This window comes from Hymenobacter canadensis (genome assembly GCF_027359925.1).
GTDB classification, from domain to species: domain Bacteria; phylum Bacteroidota; class Bacteroidia; order Cytophagales; family Hymenobacteraceae; genus Hymenobacter; species Hymenobacter canadensis.
The window spans coordinates 204,292-221,090 of the sequence record NZ_CP114767.1; the positions used below are offsets into that span (position 1 = coordinate 204,292).

A 16,799-nucleotide genomic window follows, 5' to 3' on the forward strand; every position below is an offset into this window, starting at 1 on the left:
CGCACTGCGGCGAGAGGGTGGTCTGTTTGCCAAGCAAATGCCTTGAAACGAACTATGCCCCTGGCTAAGCGCACTACTGCGGTTAGCCAGGGGCATCGTATGCTTGCCAGATTATTGCTATTTCAGGGAAAGCAGGTAGCCAATTGTGAAGTTGGCATCCCAGTCGAACACGAACTGCTGGCAGCCGGTGGCTTCGCGCACGGCCTTGTATATGTTCACGCCCGCCTTGGTTTTGGCTTTTTCCAGCTGCTTATAAGCTTCCGGCGCATTCAGCACCGTGTAGCGCTCCTGGCCTTTGCGCAGCGGCTTGGCCAGCTCATACGGCACCCCGCCGATGATAAAGCAGGTGGTGCGCAGGGCATCCGGCACCTGGGCGGCTTTGGCCAGCAGCTCGGCGGCAACTTTGCCATCATCCATGCCCGACTCGTAGTATTTCGAGCCTGTGGCTTCCACGGACTGGGGCGTGCCGTTCTGCAGCCAAGAAATCTTGGTGTTGCCGGAGCCGATGTCCAGTACAAAGCCTCGGGTAGCATAGGCCGGCGGTAAGGTCGCGCGTAGTGCCAGTTGGCCTTCCTGCTCTGGCGTCACGGTGTTTACCACGTAGTTCAGCTCCTTGAGGCCGCGAATAATCTTCTGCGTCACCTCGGCTTTCTGGGCTCCCGAGCTCACCATGAAATAGATGCTGTTGCCGGGTACGCCATATTCCAGCATCTGGCCGATGTAGGCTTTGAGGCCTTTGCGCACATCGTCGCTGGTGGCCAGGTTTTCCATGACCAGGCTGTAGCCGAAGTCGGCGCGCTCCAGCTTCCAGTTGCGCTGGGCATCCATGCGCACGATAAATGAGTTGAAGCCGCTGGCCCCAAGCTCTACTACGCCCCGGAGCTTGCCATTGACAGGCTCGGCCGCACGATACGTAAACGCCGGCGTAACCGGGGAAGCAGCAGCAACCGGTGCTGCTGCCGGGGCCGGGGCTAGGGCGGGGGTGGGCGCTGCAGCTACTGGTGCCGGGGTGGTGGTAGCTGCGGCTGTGATAGTTGGGGCCGCCGGGGCGGCATCGGTGCGGCGCACAGGCATGCTGGCCACAATTTCGCCGCTCATCGTTACGATGTCGCCCTCCTTGAGGGCTATCTTCCGGCCATCCGGATACTCAATAATGCCGCTTTTGTAGTTGATTTTGATGCTGCCCGGCAGCATTACGTTTTTGGTAAGCGCAATGATTTTATCATCCTTGCGCAATACCACTTCATGGTCCTGCACTATGAAGTGCTGGGCTTTGGCCGGGGCTGCGGCCGTAGCGGTCGTTGACTGAGCCAATAATGCTGCAGGTGTCGAAAGCAGCATCATGAGTGAGAGAGAGAGTACGTGTCGAAGCATATAGAGGAAGCAGACCATGAGTTGATAGCACAATGTCACAAGAATAGTGCATTGAAACATAATGATTCTATAATTTTTAGCTGGATGGGCCTGTTTTCTGGTCGAACAACATCAAATATGCTTCCAGCTGAGGCCGCTCAGACGCAACAACCACGCCTAGCCGAAGCCGGGCGTGGTTGCGAAGAAGGGAACCGGCGGTGAACTGGTGGCGGCTACTAGCGGCCAATCTGGGCGTCAAGAGCCTGTAGCTGCTGATTGAGGCTGTTGATGGCTGTCTGGTTGGCCGGGTTGGGCGTCATCAGGCTGATTTTCTCGGTGAGGAGTTGCACTTTGCGGGTCAGCAGCGACGTCAGGTCGTTGGGGGTGCCGATGGCCGTGACGCTGGTGGTGGTGGGGGCGGTAGGAGCGGCGCCTTTCTGCACATAAGTGGTGTACTGTGAATCGGTGGGCACCGAATTGTCGCCGCGGGCGGCGGCGGCACTGGCGGGCGTGGCAAATACGATGTCGCCGGCGGTGGTCACGTAGTCGCCTTCGCCGAGCGTGGTTTTCTTGCCCGTCGGAAACTCCACAATGCCGCTCTTATAATTTACCTTCGTGCCGTTGGGGAGTACCACGTTTTTGGTGAGCGGCGTCAGGCGGGTGCCCTGCCGAAGCATCACCTCGGCATTCTGCATCACATACTGGTCGGAGCGGGCAGGGACGGTAGCACCGGCAGTTTTCGGCGCGGTTTTCGTTTGGGCGGTGCCACAATACGGTGCCGCTACCATCAATACGGCCGTAACGGCCAGGAAAGCAAGGTTTTTCATTCGATAAAGTGCTTAGGATGAGAGGAGGTTTCTGCTTACGGAAGCCTGCCTGAAAAGGCCGGAAGGTCCGGCTCGAGAAAAATAAAAAAATAATCGAGGGGAACAAATGTTGCTACATAAAATGTATGTACATATATTTGTGACATCATTTCCCCGCAGCGCATGTCGGCCATGAAAATTGAGGACGAAATCAAGCAGACTGTTTTCCGCGACGCCCACCAGAAAGCCCAGATCAACGTGATATTCACGGCTGGCTGGCTGGGGCAGCGGCAGGCCGCGGCTTTCAAATCCTTTGGTATCACGCTGCCTCAGTTCAACATTCTGCGCATCCTGCGCGGCCAGCACCCCAAGCCGGCCACCGTGAATCTGCTGATTGAGCGGATGCTGGACAAAACCAGCAATGCCTCGCGCATCGTTGACAAGCTGGAAAGCAAAGCCCTCGTGACGCGCACCGTGTGCCCCAGCAACCGCCGCGCCGTTGATATCTGCATTACGGATGCCGGCCTGGAGTTGCTGCAGCGCATGGACCTGGTGATGCAGGAGCAACCCATCGGCATGCATAATCTTACCGAAGACGAAGCCGCTCAGCTGAGCGCGTTGCTTGATAAAATCCGGGATTAAACGGCCCGTTCCTTTCGCTTACTAACCACACCTTTTCTTTTTTTCAACATCATGAAAAAGCTCCTTTTGCCCGCTCTTATTGCTGTTTCGCTGCTGGCTGCCCCGGCCTACGCCGGCAACCCTGCCACGGCCGCTGCCGCTGCCCGCACCAGCAAAGCTGCCGATAAGTCGTATAAGCTGCAGCCGCAGCTGAGCACGCTGGGCTGGGTAGGTAAAAAAGTAACCGGCCAGCACAACGGCAACATCCAGTTCAAGGATGGCAACGTGCTGGTACGCGGCACCCAAATTGTAGGTGGCACGTTCACGGTCGACATGAACTCGCTGAAAGTGGAGGACATCAAGGAAGCCGAATACAACGGCAAGCTGGTGGGCCACCTGCGTTCCGAAGACTTCTTCAGCATCGAGAAGAACCCAACCTCGACGTTCAAAATCACGAAAGTAGCCCCGCTGAAAGCTGACGCGGCCGGCAACAACGCCACCATCACCGGCGACCTGACCATCAAAGGCATCACCCAGAGCATCAGCTTCCCGGCTAAAACGGGCGTGAAAGGCGGCGTAGCTTCGGCCACCGGCACGGCTACCATCGACCGCACCAAGTTCGACATCAAGTACGGCTCCAAGTCGTTCTTCGAAAGCATCGGCGACAAGGCCATCATGGATGACTTCACGATGAGCTTCAACGTTATTGCCAAGCAATAATCCTGCTAGTGAAATGCCGTTGAATGGATGATTCGGCATTACGTTAAAAAGCCCCTCTGGCTATTGCCAGAGGGGCTTTTTTGTGTGCGTGGCGGCTGGCTAGCGCGCCGGTACCAAATGGGTGTTGAACTCGATAAGCTGTTGCCGAAGCTGGGCCTGCACTCGGGGTTGCGGGTGCCGCTGTGGCCCGGCGGCCAGGTTGCGCAGATCGTAGCTCAGCCACTGCTGGGCGTCCTCGGAATCAAACTCCAGATCGTGGTCGGTGTCCTGGCGAAGCAGCACTAGCAGCGTGGGGGCCTGGGGCAGCACCAGTAGCTTGGCTACCTGAGTGCCGGCAGGCGCTGGTAGCTGCCGGAGGTTGCGGCCGTCGCGGTCGGCTACGTAGAGGGCGCTGGCGTCGGAGGTGGTCAGCTCCCCGTCGCGGTTGAAATCCTGGGTGACCAGGGTGCAGAACAGGAAGGGGTAGCGGGCAGCCGGCTGCGCCGACGAGTTAACTTCTGTAATCAGGAAACGGCCGTGCGGCAGCAGCAAATGCGTGGTCTGGTCGGGCTGGTGCGTGAACAGCAGATTGAAGACCTGTCCCTGACTGCCGTAGCTGCTGCTACTCTCGACTGAGAGTGAAATCTTGTCGCGCAGATTCCGTCCGCCGTTTTTCATGCCCACTTCCACAGGCTGGTAATAGTAGGCGGAGCTATCCACAAAAACCGGTTCGCCGAGCACCACGCGGTACTGCTGGGCGGCTTTGCGCACGGCGGCCGTATCGGGGGCAGCTTTGGCCACTGTGCCGGTAGTGGCCGGGCGCCCAGCCGGGCCGTCGGACGAGCAGGAGGGGAGGGCACTGAGCAGCAGCAGGGCCGGCAGGTAGCGGAATAGGGGCATAGCGCGGATATTTTCCGGCAAGTAACTGGTTATTCCGATACTGCCAACTTACTCCGGCAGCACCAGCTCGCGGGGTAGCTCAAACTTGAGGCTGCGGCTTTTGGCGCGGGCGTGGAGCTGCTGCAGAAACTCGTCGATTTCGGCCTTGTACTCCAGCCACAGGTCTTCATGCAGGTTGTTGAGCACCAGCTGGGCCGTGCGGGCCGCCAGCCGGGCCGTGCCGGTATAAAAGCCGGCGTACATGCTCTCGAACTGCCCGGTGTAGTTGTCGAAGATGTGGCGCAGGGTGTACAGGTTCAGGTCCACTTCCAGGCGTTTGTCTTTGGTGATGCGGCGGGCGCGGGCCACTTCCTTGGTGGCTTTGCCCAGGGCTTTGGTGAGGCTGCGGTTGAGCAGGCGGCCGGTAGCGCCCACCGCAAACAGCTCATGAATCTGGTCGGAGGCCTGCTCGAACACGGTTTCGGTGGTTATGTCGGGCAGTAGCTCGTAGCAGAGCGTGTCGTAGAGCTCGGCGTCGCGGCGGGCGGCGCGCAGCAGCAGGGCCTCCTTTTCCTTGTCGGACAGCTTCTTGAGGGCGCGCTTGAATTCGGCGGACGGAACGGGCATGGCAGTTGGAGAGGCGGAAACAGGCTAATCAGCCGGAAAATTACGGCGGATTTCCCGGAGCCTCCGCCATGCCCGGGCTGCCGCCCGAGTCCCTGCGGTAGCAGACCTTTATTCCGGTAAAATGCGGAAACGATTCAACCCCTGAATAGGTTATAGCAGGCCGGGTGACGTGTCCGCAGTCCGGTTATCTGCCCGTTTTTCCGTATTTTTGCGCCATGAACACCAAGCCGTTAATCGAGTACGACGAGGACGTACTGCTCCTGGAAGAAACCACCGACGTGCGCGACCTAATCGTGTACAACGACGACGTCAACACCTTCGACCACGTCATCAAAACCCTGATGGACGTGTGTGGCCACCAGCCCGAGCAGGCCGAGCAGTGCACGCTCCTCATCCACTACAAAGGCCAGTGCACCGTCAAGCACGGCGCCTACGAGGAGCTGGCCGCCATGTGCACCGCCCTCCACGACCGGGGAATTTCAGCGGATATCGTCTAAATGGCTAAATGGCTGCATTGTTGAATGGGTGGTTGTTCAATAAGATGCCGGAACGCCCAGCCATTTAGCCAGTAAACAATGCAACAATTCAACTGAATGGAGTTTCCTTCCAAGCTGATCGAAAACGCCGTTGGCGAGCTGTCGAAGCTGCCCGGAGTAGGTAAGAAGACGGCCCTGCGGCTGGCGCTGCACCTGCTCAAGGCCGAAGCCGACACCACAGCCACCCTGGCCGAGGCCCTGGCCAAGATGCGCTTCGAAATCCGCTACTGCGACACCTGCCACAACATTTCCGACACGCCGGAGTGCGCCATCTGTGCCAACCAGCTCCGCGACCACAGCACGGTGTGCGTGGTGTCGGACATCCGCGACGTCATTGCCATCGAGAATACCGGCCAGTACAAGGGCACCTACCACGTGCTGGGCGGCGTCATTTCGCCCATTGAAGGCGTGGGCCCCAGCGACCTGCAGATTGACAGCCTCGTGGCGCGTATGAGCGGGCCGGAGTCAGAAATCAAGGAAGTGATTCTGGCCATTAGCCCCACCATGGAAGGCGACACCACGGCCTTCTACCTCTCGCGCAAGCTCCGCGACTTCGAGGGCGTGCACATCAGCACCATCGCCCGCGGCATTCCGATGGGCGGCGAGCTGGAATACGCCGACGAAATCACGCTGGGCCGCAGCATCGTGGAACGCCAGCGCCAGGCGCGGTAGGTAGGTGCGTGTAGCATAGGCTTCAGCCTGTGCCGGCAGCTTACTTCTCTGTATAGTAAAGAAACCTTTCCTGTGTGTGTGGGGAAGGTTTTTTGTTTTTAAGGGCGAACAAGGATTGCGGGAGGGCACAGGCTGAAGCCTATGCTACATTTCTTACCTTTCGGCCCTCTATGCCGCCGCTATCCGTGAAGCTTTCAGTCGTCATCGTCAATTATAACGTCTGCTACTTTCTGGAGCAGGCCTTGCTGTCGGTGCGGCGAGCCACGGAACGGCTGGGCGAGCCGGTGGAGGTGTTTGTGGTGGATAACAACTCCGTGGATGGCTCCGTGGCGATGGTAAAGGCCCGGTTTCCGGAAGTCATCCTCATTGAAAACAAGGACAATCCCGGCTTCAGCAAAGGCAACAACCAGGCCTTGCGCCAGGCCACCGGCGAGTACCAGCTCCTGCTCAACCCCGACACGGTGGTGGAAGAAGACACCTTCCGGGCTTGCTGCGATTTTATGGACGCCCACCCCAACGCCGGCGGGCTGGGCGTGAAGATGCTGGACGGCCAGGGCAAGTTTCTGCCCGAAAGTAAGCGCGGCCTGCCCACGCCGGGCGTGGCGTTCTACAAGATCTTCGGGCTGGCGCGGCTGTTTCCGGCCTCGCGCCGCTTCGGGCGCTACCACCTCGGCTTCCTTGACCGGGACCAGTCCCACGAAATAGACGTGCTCAGCGGCGCCTTCATGCTCATGCGCAAAGCCACCCTCGACCAGGTGGGCCTGCTCGACGAAGACTATTTCATGTACGGCGAGGACATCGACCTCTCGTACCGCATCACGCAGGGCGGCTGGAAAAACTACTACTACCCCGGCACCCGCATCATCCATTACAAGGGCGAAAGCACCAAGCGTACCAGCGTCAACTACGTGTTCGTGTTCTACCGGGCCATGGTGATTTTCGCGCAGAAGCACTTTGCGCCGCAGCGGGCAGGGCTGTTTTCGCTGCTCATCAACGGAGCCATCTGGCTGCGGGCGGGGGCGGCGGTGGCCATGCGGCTGCTCGCCCAGGCCGCGCCCATTTTGCTGGATGCCGGCCTGATTTACGGCGGTATGTTTTTCCTGAAAAACTACTGGGAAAACAACCACAAGTACGTGCGCACCGACTACCCGCCGGAGTTTATGCTGGTGGCGGTGCCGGCTTATCTGGTGGTGTGGTTGACGTCGGCCTACCTGAGCGGGGCCTACGACCAGCCCACTAAAACGGCCCGCATCGTGCGCGGCATCTTCGTGGGCACGGTCCTGATTTCGGCCATCAGCAACTTCTTCGATGCCTACCGATTCTCCAAGGCTCTCATTATTCTGGGCGGCGGGTGGGCCGTGGTGGCGCTGGTAGGGCGGCGCCTGGCCACGCACTTCCTGCGCTACCACGATTTGCGCCTGAGCGAAAGGCGGCAGAAAAACGTGGCTATCGTGGGCTCCGGGGTGGAAAGCCTGCGGGTGCGCCACCTGCTGGAGCAGGCTGGTGTGCAGGCCCGCATCATCGGCTTCATCACGCCCGCCGCCGAAGTAACCGCCGCTGTGCTCGTAGCAGCTGACGCGCCGGGCACGTACGCGGCCGGGGGCGGCACGGCTACGCTGGCGGCGCCCCCGCTGCTCTCGGCCGGGCCTGCCGACGAGGCGCTGGGCGAGGTGCGGCAGCTGGAAGACATCATCCGCATCTACGCCCTCGATGAGTTGATTTTCTGCGGCCGCGACCTGTCGGCCAGCCAGATCATCAGCCTCATGGTAAGCTTGCCGCAGCAGCCGCCCGTGGCCTACAAAATCCTGCCTCAGGACAGCGAGTACATCATCGGCAGCTCCAGCAAAGACTCGCCCGGCGACTACTACACGCTGGATATCACCCTGAACCTGTTCCGGCCCGAGCAGGTGCGCAACAAGCGCCTGCTCGACATCTTCACCAGCCTTGTGCTGCTGCTGGCCTCGCCGCTGCTGCTGGCCCTGCAGCAGCACAAGGGCGGCTTTCTGCGCAACTGCGTGCGGGTGCTGGCCGGCTCCTGCACCTGGGTGGGGCTGCGCTACGCCGCCGCCCCCCAGCGCCTGGCCCGCGCCATCCTCTCGCCCGCCGATGGCGTGCAGGCCCGCGGCCCGCTCACCGAGGCCACCCGCCGCCGCCTGGAGCTGCTTTACGCCAAAGACTACGAGCCCGGCACCGACCTGCGCATCCTGCTCCGCCGCTTCCGCTGGCTGGGCATGGAGTAGCACGTTTGTCATTCCGACGCAGGAGGAATCTGGCCAAACTCACTCAGCCGTCTTAACTCAGATTCCTGCTACGTCGGAATGACAGACGGCTGAGGCCCTACGTTACTTTCGCCGTACTTTTGCCCGCATCCCCACCCCAAAATTCCCCTCCCGCATGTCCGACGCCGCCCCGCTTATGTCTTCCGTTCTTTCCGACCGAATCCTGGCCATGCAGGAGTCGCAGACCATTGCCATGGCCAAAAAGGCTCGCGAGCTGGCGGCGCAGGGCGTGGACGTCATCAGCCTCAGCTTTGGCGAGCCCGACTTTCAGACCCCGCAGTACATCAAGGACGCCGCCAAAAAGGCCCTCGATGACGGCTACACGTTTTACACGCCCGTGCCTGGCATCCCGGAGCTGCGCCAGGCCATCTGCGACAAGCTGCAGCGCGACAACCAGCTCAGCTACAAGCCCGAAAACATTGTGGTGAGCACGGGAGCCAAGCAGGCCTTGGCCAACGCCGTGCTCAGCCTCATCAACCCCGGCGACGAGGTGATTGTGTTTGCGCCCTACTGGGTGAGCTACGAGGAGATGGTGCGCCTGGCCGAGGGCACCAGCGTCACGCTGATGGGCTCGTTGGAAAACGACTTCAAGGTGACGGCCGCCGAGCTGGAAGCCGCTATTACGCCGCGCACCAAGCTCATTATGTACTCGTCGCCGTGTAACCCCACGGGCTCGGTGTTCAGCCGGGAAGAGCTGGGCGCCATTGCTGAGGTAGTGGCCCGCCACCCGCAGGTGCACGTGCTGGCCGACGAGATTTACGAGTACATCAACTTCGTGGGCGAGCATGTGAGCATGGCCCAGTTTGAGGCCATCAAAGACCGGGTGATTACCGTGAACGGCTTCTCGAAAGGCTACGCCATGACGGGCTGGCGCGTGGGCTACTTGGCCGCCAGCAAGGAAATTGCCGGTGCCTGCGAGAAGATGCAGAGCCAGATTACGTCCGGCACCTGCTCCATTGCCCAGCGCGCGGCCCTAGCGGCCCTGCTGGGCGGCCGCAGCTCCGCCGACGAGATGGTGGCCGCCTACCGCCGCCGCCGCGACCTGGTGCTGGCCCTGTGCCAGGAAATCCCCGGTTTCCGCACGCCCACGCCCAGCGGCGCTTTCTACGTCTTCCCGGACGTGAGCAACTGCTTCGGCAAAACCACGCCCGACGGTAAGGTAATCGGCAACGCGTCGGACCTGGCCATGTTTATGCTGCACGACGCCCACGTGGCGGCCGTGGATGGCGGCGCCTTCGGGGCCCCGAACTGCATCCGGTTCAGCACTGCCGCCGCCGATGAGAAGCTGCGCGAAGCCTTCATCCGCATCAAAAACAGCTTGGTGAAGCTGACGTAGAAATAGTAGCGCGAACTTTGTAGTTCGCGCTACTGCTTTTTCTGCACCAGGCCGGCGCAACGCGTTACTTCCTACCTTTGCGGCTTCTTATGCCCGAACCTGCTGTAATGCCTGCTGCTGCCTCCGCGCCCATTTCCCTGCCCGATTTGTTTGCCGCTTTCAACGGCCTCACCGTCCTGATTGTGGGCGACGTGATGCTCGATGCCTACGTGTGGGGCAAGGCGGCCCGCCTCTCGCCCGAGGCTCCGGTGCCCGTCGTGACGGTGAGCCGCACCGAGCAGCGGCTGGGTGGGGCTGCCAACGTGGCCCTGAACGTGCAGGCCCTGGGCGCCACGCCGCTGCTGTGCGCCGTTATTGGCGACGACCAGGGCGGCGACCAGCTGCTGGAACTGCTGCACACCACTGGCCTCGCCCCCGACGGCATGGTGCGCTCCAGCTACCGGCCCACCACCGTGAAGCAGCGCATCCTGGCCCACGGCCAGCAACTGCTCCGCATCGACTCCGAAGTGGAAACCGACCTCAATAGCACCGAAAACGCCGACCTCACCGCCCGCTTCGAGCAGCTGCTGGCCCGCGCCGACGTGGTGGTGTTTGAGGACTACGACAAGGGCGTGCTCTGCGAAGCCAGCATCCAGCACTTCATCAGCCTGGCCCAGCAGCGCGGCATTCCCACCGTCGTCGATCCGAAGAAAAAGAACTTCTTGGCCTACCGCCACTGCACGCTGTTCAAGCCCAACCTGAAGGAGCTGCGCGAAGGCCTGGGCGTGGCCTTCGATGACGCCGACCAGCCCGCCTTCGAGGCGGCCGTGGCGCGCCTGCGCGAGCTGCTCACGCCCGACAACGTGCTGGTGACGCTGTCGGAGCGTGGCGTATTTGTGGAAAATGGCAGCTTTACCAAAACATACATTCCGGCCCACCTGCGCAGCATTGCCGACGTTTCGGGCGCCGGCGACACGGTTATCAGCATTGCGGCGCTGTGCGTGGCACTGGGCATGCCGGCTCCGGTTACAGCCGCGCTGGCCAACCTCGGCGGCGGCCTCGTGTGCGAGCAGGCCGGCGTAGTGCCCATCGAAAAAAGCCTGCTGCTGGCCGAGGCGCAGGAAACCGGGTTGGTGTTGTAGGGCTTAGGGGATAGGGCTTAGGGCATAGGCTCGAATAAACAGAAAAAAAATAGGCCCCGCCGTAACCCGGCGGGGCCTTTCACATACACCCTAAGCCCTAAGCCCTAAGCCCTAAGCCCTAAGCCCTAAGCCCTAAGCCCTAAGCCCTAAGCCCTAAGCCCTAAGCCCTAAGCCGCGTGCTGTATTCCTTCACGGTTTCGATAAACACCTTCACGTTGTCGGGGTTGGTGTCGGGGTAGACGCCGTGGCCGAGGTTGGCGATGTGGCGGTGCGGCCCGAACTGGTCGAGCATGGCAATGGTGGCGGCGCGCACCTGTTCCGGCGTGCCGTAGAGGGCGCAGGGGTCGAGGTTGCCCTGCAGTGTTTTGTCGCCGACCAAGGGGCGCACGGCGCGCGGGTCCTGGTTCCAGTCGAGGCCGATGGTGCGGCAGGGGAGTTGGGCGAAGTCTTCCACCGCCCAGAAAGCGCCTTTGGCAAACACCGTGACAGGCACCTCCGGAATGGCGGCGCAGATTTCGGCAATGTAGCGGGTGCTGAACTCCTTGTAGTGCGCGGGCGGCAGAATCCCGGCCCACGAGTCGAAGACCTGCACGATGTTGGCGCCGGCCGCTACCTGGGCTTTCAGGTATGCAATGGTGGTAGCCGTGATTTTGCGGAGCAGCTCGTGCGCCAGTGCCGGATCCTGATACAGCATGCGGCGGGCCTTGCTGAAGGTTTTGGAGCCGTGGCCCTCCACCATGTACGCCAGGATGGTCCAGGGTGCGCCGGCAAACCCGATGAGCGGCACACGGCCATTGAGGGCACGCTTGGTCACGCGGATGGCTTCCAGCACGTAGCCGAGGTGCTCCTCGGGGTCGGCGATGCGCATACGGGCCACGTCCTGCGCGGTTTTGATGGTTTCCGGGAACAGCGGGCCGCGGGCTTCCACCATTTCGTAGGTGAGGCCCATGGCGTCGGGCACCACCAGAATATCGGAGAAGATGATGGCGGCATCCACGTCCAGCGCGTCGATGGGCTGAATGGTGACTTCGGCAGCCAGCTCGGGCGTTTCTACCAGTTCTTTGAAGCCGCTGAGGCGGGCGCGCAAAGCGCGGTATTCGGGCAGGATGCGGCCGGCCTGGCGCATCAGCCACACGGGCGTGCGCTCGGTTTCTTCGCCACGGGCGGCACGGAGGAGGAGGTCGTTCTTAAGCACAGGTTTCGCTGGTTATTTCGCTGATTCCGCCGCTGCCGAGGCCAGCAGCCGGGGCGCAAAGGTACGCTTCGCCGAATTAAAAAATCAGTCTGAATGCTTCAGCAGCGGAAGCTTCCTTAGTTGCTGCTATGATGAAATGTAACCGTTCGGCCATCGGTCCAAAAGCTAATAGAGCGATACTGACTGCTGTTGCGGCTATGTTTTTCAAATGTCTGGTAGGAAGAACTGTCTGTTGCCGCCGAATTCGGGGAAAGCTGCCGGAAAGAAGTGTCAGCGCTAATGTTCCGCCAAAGCCGCGTATAATCCTGTCGGCTCACTTTTATGCGGGCAGTTAGGTGATAGTCACCTTGTAAATCAAGCCCTGATGTTTTGCTTTCGATTACCTCACCAGAAGTTGGAAAAGGCAATCCGGTAATCTGCACGAACTCATGTTCAATCTCGCTGTCAAACGGAACGCAGAAAGAATACACAACACTGAAGCAGAACAGACCAAATCCAACCAGCAGAACCTGCATGACTACCGCTGACCGGCGATACTGTCGGCGCTGCAGCCACTTAGTCAGCCACCACAAACCAGCTGCCGGAAAGACAATCAGTGCAGTAAAGCAGAGGAGGATCAAGGCGAGAACTGCTAATACCTCCACATATCCGTTCATGGCTTCCGCATTCAATTCGGTTGCAGCGCCTTCAGCAAAATGCGGGCATCCTCCAACAGATTCTGTTGCTGCTCAGAATAAGCGCCGGCGGTGGCCAACTGGTGCAGTTCGGTAACGATGCCAGCGAGGGATGACATGTGCGTGCCCGCGGCCGGCTCCCAGGTGGTACCGGCCCGCAGGCCCATGCCCGGCCGGAAGCTGGAAAATACAAACCGGGTCCCATCTGTCCGGATGCGCATGAGGGGCTCGGGGTAGCGGGTTTGCTGAATGGCCGCATGCCACAGGTTAGTGAGAGTCCGGGCCAGTTCGGTCGTAATGGCCAGTTTTCGCGCGCTGCTAGCCACCAGCGAATCGCGTCGGAAGCCCGCCGCCGGGGCTGTGCCGCGCCGCATTTCCGCGTAGGTTAGGTAGTAGCGCTGCTTGTCCTGCTCAATCGAAAGCACATACGAGGACTTGAAAGAAGTTAGCACGACCACCTGCGCCAGCGCTGCGGTCTTTTGTAGCTGCTCAACTGTTGTGTAGTGCCAATCGGCGGGCTCTAGGTGGTCGTCCTTGCTCTGAGCCTGTAGGCTTGTGGTACTCAACCAGAACAGCAGCAGAGAGCCAAGCGTGGGTATCCAACGTGTGTGTAGCATGATGATTAGCAAAAAGGATAAGAGTGTTGTAGCAAACGGTCTGGCCCGGAAACAGGGCAAGATGACCGAAACCAGTGTGCTACCTTGCCGCGACAGTATCTACTTGGCCTGGCAACTAAGGGCAGATAGAAGGCTGCTGCTTATCCTTGAGCAGGCCTTCTTGCCCGGGAAAGTTACTTTTGTTCCGGCTTATCATAAGACGCCGCGCAGGCCCCTATCTACTATGCTTCAAGTTACCAGCTTCCTTTTTCACTGCCTGTATAGTCTGGTTGCCAAACGGCAGCTATATCCCTCCGGTCGTCTGGATGCAGCAAAGGTGGGGTTGGTGATGGTGTATGCGCTGGTGGGTTTCGACCTGTTGCTGGTTATTGAAAAGATTATGAATGTGAGACTTATACAGGGGCAGCTTACCTTTTTGCTTCTGGCTGGGCTTCTGCTGGGTGCCTATGCCTGCTTGCAGACACGCTACTTCAAACGTCACCTTACCGAAGAACGCTTGTCGCGGTACGATGCGGAAAACGGGAGGGCTAGAGTTTGGTATGCGCTGGTTGCCGTGTGGGTACTTGCGGTGGTGTACGCCTTGCCCTTTACAGGATTTCTTGCTCATTGACACGTCAGGCAAACGCCCATGCAAGCTGAATAAGCCGGATATGCGGCGAGTTGCCGCCTACCGGCTCAACCCCGGAAACAGCGCTATAATGGCCGTAGCCATAAAATTGACGCCGATAGCCAGCGTCAGGAAGCCCATGATGCGGGCCAGCGCCGCCATACCGGGCCGCCCCAGAAACCGCGTGAGCCGCAACGACGACATCAGGATGATGTAGGCTGCCAGCGCCACCAGCCCGAAGCCCAGCACAATCAGGCCCATATCGGAGTAGCTGAGCTTGCCCGTAAACAGGCCGATGCACACGGCCATGGAACCCGGCCCCGAGAGCATGGGCATGGCCAGCGGCGTGAAGCTGATGTCGTTTTTGTGCATGCTTTCCTCCAGCGTTTCCTCCGACACCTTGGCCCGGTTGCCGCCCGGCGTAAGCAGGTCGAAGGCCGAGCGCATGAGCAGGATGCCGCCCGCAATGCGCAGGTGATGGATGTTGATGCCGAAGAAGTTGAGCACGTACTGCCCCGCGAAAAACGACACCGTGAGCACGCCCACCATGTACAGGCAGGCCTTTAGGCCGATGTTGGCGCGTTCGGCCGGCGTGTCTTCCTCGGTCAGGGTCAGGAATACCGGCATGGCCCCAAAGGGGTTCACAACCGAGAAGAGTGTGGTAAAAGTGGCGAGCAGTATCTCCATGGACCGGGCGTGTAGCTACGGGTAAAGGTACGAGCCTTTGAGAATCAGCAAGCAGGGAAAATGCTATGTTTATGCCTCAACCGTAGCCCGGGCAGCCCGTAGAAGCAACTCCCCGGCAGGCCTATCCTGTTTTTCCCTCTCTCTTTCCGCTCGCATGAATACCACGCTTCCTCCCACGGTAGCGGCCGCCGACGCCGCTGCTGCCACCGAAACCCCTTTGGTGGGCATCATCATGGGCTCCCAGTCTGATCTAAAGACCATGTCGGCGGCCGCCGAACTGCTGCGCCAGTTCAACGTGCCGTATGAAATTACGCTGGTTTCGGCGCATCGCACGCCGCATCGGCTGGTAGAATATACCGAAACAGCTCGTAAGCGGGGCCTGCGCGTCATTATTGCCGGTGGGGGCGGGGCTGCCCATTTGCCGGGTATGGTGGCGGCCTTCACCACACTGCCGGTTATTGGGGTGCCTATCAATTCGGCTACCTCCATCCACGGCCTCGACTCCATTCTGTCGATGCTGCAGATGCCGGCTGGGGTGCCCGTGGCCACTGTGGCCCTCGACGGTGCCACCAACGCCGCCGTGCTGGCCACCCAGATGCTGGCCATCAGCAACGCCCGCCTGCACGATGTGCTGGAAAAGTACCGTGCCTCGCTTAAAGACAAAGTGATGCGCACCATCGAAGAGCTGCGGAAAGGCGGCTTCAACGACGAGTAACCACCGCTTCCCGCGCTCCATCCCGCCCAATCCTCCCCACACCTTCTCTGCTCTGATGCCTGATTTTGACTCATTGCCCTGGTGGCTGACTGCCCTTCATGGCCTGGTAATGCTCCTGACGCTGGCCAGCGTTGTGGCTACGCTGCTGCCGCTGCTGCGCGCAACGGCTTGGTGGATACGCGTGTTTGACTTCCCGCGCCTGCAGATCGTGGCTGTTACTCTGCTTACAATAGTCGGTGGCCTGCTGCTGGGCTGGCATACGCTGCCGGGCTGGTGGGGCGTAGGCGCGCTGGGGCTGCTGGCCGCGGCCGTGGTCTACCAGTTCTTCCGGATTGTGCCCTACACGCCGCTGGTGAAAAAGCAGGTGGGCGACAGCACCCTCAAGGACGGCAAGCGCCACCTGAGTCTGGTGATGATGAACGTGCTGCAATTCAATAAGCAGGGCCAGAAGGCGCTGCAAGCCATCCAGAAGATGGATCCGGACATCATCATGGCTGTGGAAACCGACCAGTGGTGGTACGAGCAGCTCAAGCCGCTGGAAGAAACCCACCCCCACACCTGCCACGAGCCGCTCGACAACACGTACGGCCTGCTGTTCTTCTCGCGCCTCAAGCTGGAAAGCTGCGACATCAAGTACCTGCTCGACGACGACGTGCCCAGCCTGCATGCCCGCGTGCAGTTGGCCGATGGCCGCACCTGGGTGCAGGTGTACGGCCTGCACCCCAAGCCGCCAGCGCCGGCCGAATCCAAAACCAGCACCAAGCGCGACGCCGAGCTGCTGCTGGTAGGCAAAGCCATCGACAAAAAGGACGAGCCCACCATCGTATTCGGCGACATGAACGACGTGGCTTGGTCGCACACTTCCGAGCTGTTCCGGCGCATCAGTGGCCTCATGGACCCACGCGTGGGCCGCGGCCTGCTGCCCACCTTCCACGCCGACCACTACCTGCTCCGCTGGCCCCTCGACCACGTGTTCGTGTCGGCCCACTTCAAGGTGGATGATATGGAGCGCCTGCCGTACGTCGGCTCCGACCACTTCCCCATCTACATCAAGCTCAGCTACGAGCCCCACGACAAAGAGGAACAGGAAGAAAACTGCGAGGAAGCCGACGCCGACGACCACGCCGAAGCCACTGAGAAGATACAGGAAGGCTTTGAGGAGGAGGACGAAGAAGAAGCCGAAGAAGCTGAGAACCCCGGCGAGAAAAAGGAGCTAACTACCTAGCGAGTCGGCTGCAAACCGCAAATCATCAGCAGACAGCTATGATGGTCAGTAATGCAAACAGCCCAGGCACTTGCCTGGGCTGTTTGCGTTACTGTGGGCTGTAAATCGACTGGCGGATGGCGGTCTGGTAGGTAAGGTAGCGGCCGGGAA

At 60.4% G+C, this 16,799-nt stretch carries 18 protein-coding genes; 10 read left to right on the forward strand and 8 right to left on the reverse strand.

From position 1 onward, the window contains the following. Positions 1 to 117 precede the first annotated feature (117 nt). Both O3303_RS00925 and O3303_RS00930 read right to left on the reverse strand, forming a co-directional pair. The gene (locus O3303_RS00925) at positions 118 to 1,374 is read right to left on the reverse strand and encodes a DUF6799 domain-containing protein (RefSeq protein ID WP_269560191.1); all 1,257 of its coding nucleotides are present in this window, start codon (positions 1,372 to 1,374) and stop codon (positions 118 to 120) included. 215 nt (positions 1,375 to 1,589) lie between these two features. Next, a complete protein-coding gene (locus O3303_RS00930; RefSeq protein WP_269560192.1) occupies positions 1,590 to 2,180 on the reverse strand; it encodes a DUF6799 domain-containing protein in 591 nt (196 codons plus the stop codon). 162 nt (positions 2,181 to 2,342) lie between these two features. Here O3303_RS00930 and O3303_RS00935 point away from each other — a divergent pair, with 162 nt between their 5' ends. Together O3303_RS00935 and O3303_RS00940 are read left to right on the forward strand one after the other, a co-directional pair. Beyond that, positions 2,343 to 2,801, forward strand: a complete 459-nt coding sequence (locus O3303_RS00935) for a MarR family winged helix-turn-helix transcriptional regulator (RefSeq protein WP_350356601.1) — start codon at positions 2,343 to 2,345, stop codon at positions 2,799 to 2,801. A 51-nt stretch (positions 2,802 to 2,852) separates the two neighbouring features. Further along, positions 2,853 to 3,500: a YceI family protein gene (locus tag O3303_RS00940; protein ID WP_269560193.1), complete on the forward strand. Its 648-nt coding sequence runs from the start codon at positions 2,853 to 2,855 to the stop codon at positions 3,498 to 3,500. 99 nt (positions 3,501 to 3,599) lie between these two features. On the opposite strand, the gene O3303_RS00945 is transcribed toward O3303_RS00940, so the two are convergent. Beyond that, positions 3,600 to 4,379, reverse strand: a complete 780-nt coding sequence (locus O3303_RS00945; RefSeq protein ID WP_269560194.1) for a hypothetical protein — start codon at positions 4,377 to 4,379, stop codon at positions 3,600 to 3,602. A gap of 48 nt (positions 4,380 to 4,427) precedes the next feature. Continuing rightward, the gene (locus tag O3303_RS00950) at positions 4,428 to 4,985 is read right to left on the reverse strand and encodes a hypothetical protein (RefSeq protein ID WP_269560195.1); all 558 of its coding nucleotides are present in this window, start codon (positions 4,983 to 4,985) and stop codon (positions 4,428 to 4,430) included. Positions 4,986 to 5,200: 215 nt separating this feature from the next. Between O3303_RS00950 and O3303_RS00955 the strand changes: the two genes are divergently transcribed. From O3303_RS00955 to O3303_RS00975, 5 genes are all read left to right on the forward strand, one after another. Continuing rightward, positions 5,201 to 5,482: an ATP-dependent Clp protease adaptor ClpS gene (locus O3303_RS00955; RefSeq protein WP_269560196.1), complete on the forward strand. Its 282-nt coding sequence runs from the start codon at positions 5,201 to 5,203 to the stop codon at positions 5,480 to 5,482. Positions 5,483 to 5,578: 96 nt separating this feature from the next. Then, entirely contained in the window at positions 5,579 to 6,193 is a 615-nt protein-coding gene (gene recR, locus O3303_RS00960; RefSeq protein WP_044013624.1) for a recombination mediator RecR, read from the forward strand. 170 nt (positions 6,194 to 6,363) lie between these two features. Next, entirely contained in the window at positions 6,364 to 8,433 is a 2,070-nt protein-coding gene (locus O3303_RS00965) for a glycosyltransferase family 2 protein (protein ID WP_269560197.1), read from the forward strand. Between the two features lie 175 nt (positions 8,434 to 8,608). Next, a complete protein-coding gene (locus O3303_RS00970; RefSeq protein WP_269560198.1) occupies positions 8,609 to 9,808 on the forward strand; it encodes a pyridoxal phosphate-dependent aminotransferase in 1,200 nt (399 codons plus the stop codon). 89 nt (positions 9,809 to 9,897) lie between these two features. Continuing rightward, positions 9,898 to 10,929, forward strand: a complete 1,032-nt coding sequence (locus O3303_RS00975; protein WP_269560199.1) for a bifunctional heptose 7-phosphate kinase/heptose 1-phosphate adenyltransferase — start codon at positions 9,898 to 9,900, stop codon at positions 10,927 to 10,929. Between the two features lie 160 nt (positions 10,930 to 11,089). On the opposite strand, the gene hemE is transcribed toward O3303_RS00975, so the two are convergent. From hemE to O3303_RS00990, 3 genes are all read right to left on the reverse strand, one after another. Next, positions 11,090 to 12,124 (reverse strand): uroporphyrinogen decarboxylase, encoded by a 1,035-nt coding sequence (gene hemE / locus O3303_RS00980; RefSeq protein WP_269560200.1) that lies wholly within the window; start codon positions 12,122 to 12,124, stop codon positions 11,090 to 11,092. Positions 12,125 to 12,240: 116 nt separating this feature from the next. After that, positions 12,241 to 12,795: a hypothetical protein gene (locus O3303_RS00985; protein ID WP_269560201.1), complete on the reverse strand. Its 555-nt coding sequence runs from the start codon at positions 12,793 to 12,795 to the stop codon at positions 12,241 to 12,243. Then, on the reverse strand, positions 12,792 to 13,415 hold the full coding sequence (locus O3303_RS00990) for a hypothetical protein (RefSeq protein WP_269560202.1): 624 nt from the start codon (positions 13,413 to 13,415) through the stop codon (positions 12,792 to 12,794). The genes O3303_RS00985 and O3303_RS00990 overlap by 4 nt, the downstream gene beginning before the upstream one ends. Between O3303_RS00990 and O3303_RS00995 the strand changes: the two genes are divergently transcribed. After that, positions 13,414 to 14,025 carry a hypothetical protein gene (locus O3303_RS00995; RefSeq protein ID WP_269560203.1) on the forward strand — a complete coding sequence of 204 codons (612 nt, stop codon included), beginning with the start codon at positions 13,414 to 13,416 and terminating at the stop codon, positions 14,023 to 14,025. The two genes, O3303_RS00990 and O3303_RS00995, sit on opposite strands and share 2 nt — an antisense overlap. Before the next feature lie 57 nt (positions 14,026 to 14,082). On the opposite strand, the gene O3303_RS01000 is transcribed toward O3303_RS00995, so the two are convergent. Continuing rightward, positions 14,083 to 14,709: a MarC family protein gene (locus tag O3303_RS01000; RefSeq protein ID WP_269560204.1), complete on the reverse strand. Its 627-nt coding sequence runs from the start codon at positions 14,707 to 14,709 to the stop codon at positions 14,083 to 14,085. Between the two features lie 154 nt (positions 14,710 to 14,863). On the opposite strand from O3303_RS01000, the gene purE reads away from it, so the two are divergent. Together purE and O3303_RS01010 are read left to right on the forward strand one after the other, a co-directional pair. After that, positions 14,864 to 15,424 (forward strand): 5-(carboxyamino)imidazole ribonucleotide mutase, encoded by a 561-nt coding sequence (gene purE / locus O3303_RS01005; RefSeq protein WP_269560205.1) that lies wholly within the window; start codon positions 14,864 to 14,866, stop codon positions 15,422 to 15,424. A gap of 55 nt (positions 15,425 to 15,479) precedes the next feature. Beyond that, positions 15,480 to 16,649 (forward strand): endonuclease/exonuclease/phosphatase family protein, encoded by a 1,170-nt coding sequence (locus tag O3303_RS01010; RefSeq protein WP_269560206.1) that lies wholly within the window; start codon positions 15,480 to 15,482, stop codon positions 16,647 to 16,649. Positions 16,650 to 16,799 lie beyond the last annotated feature (150 nt).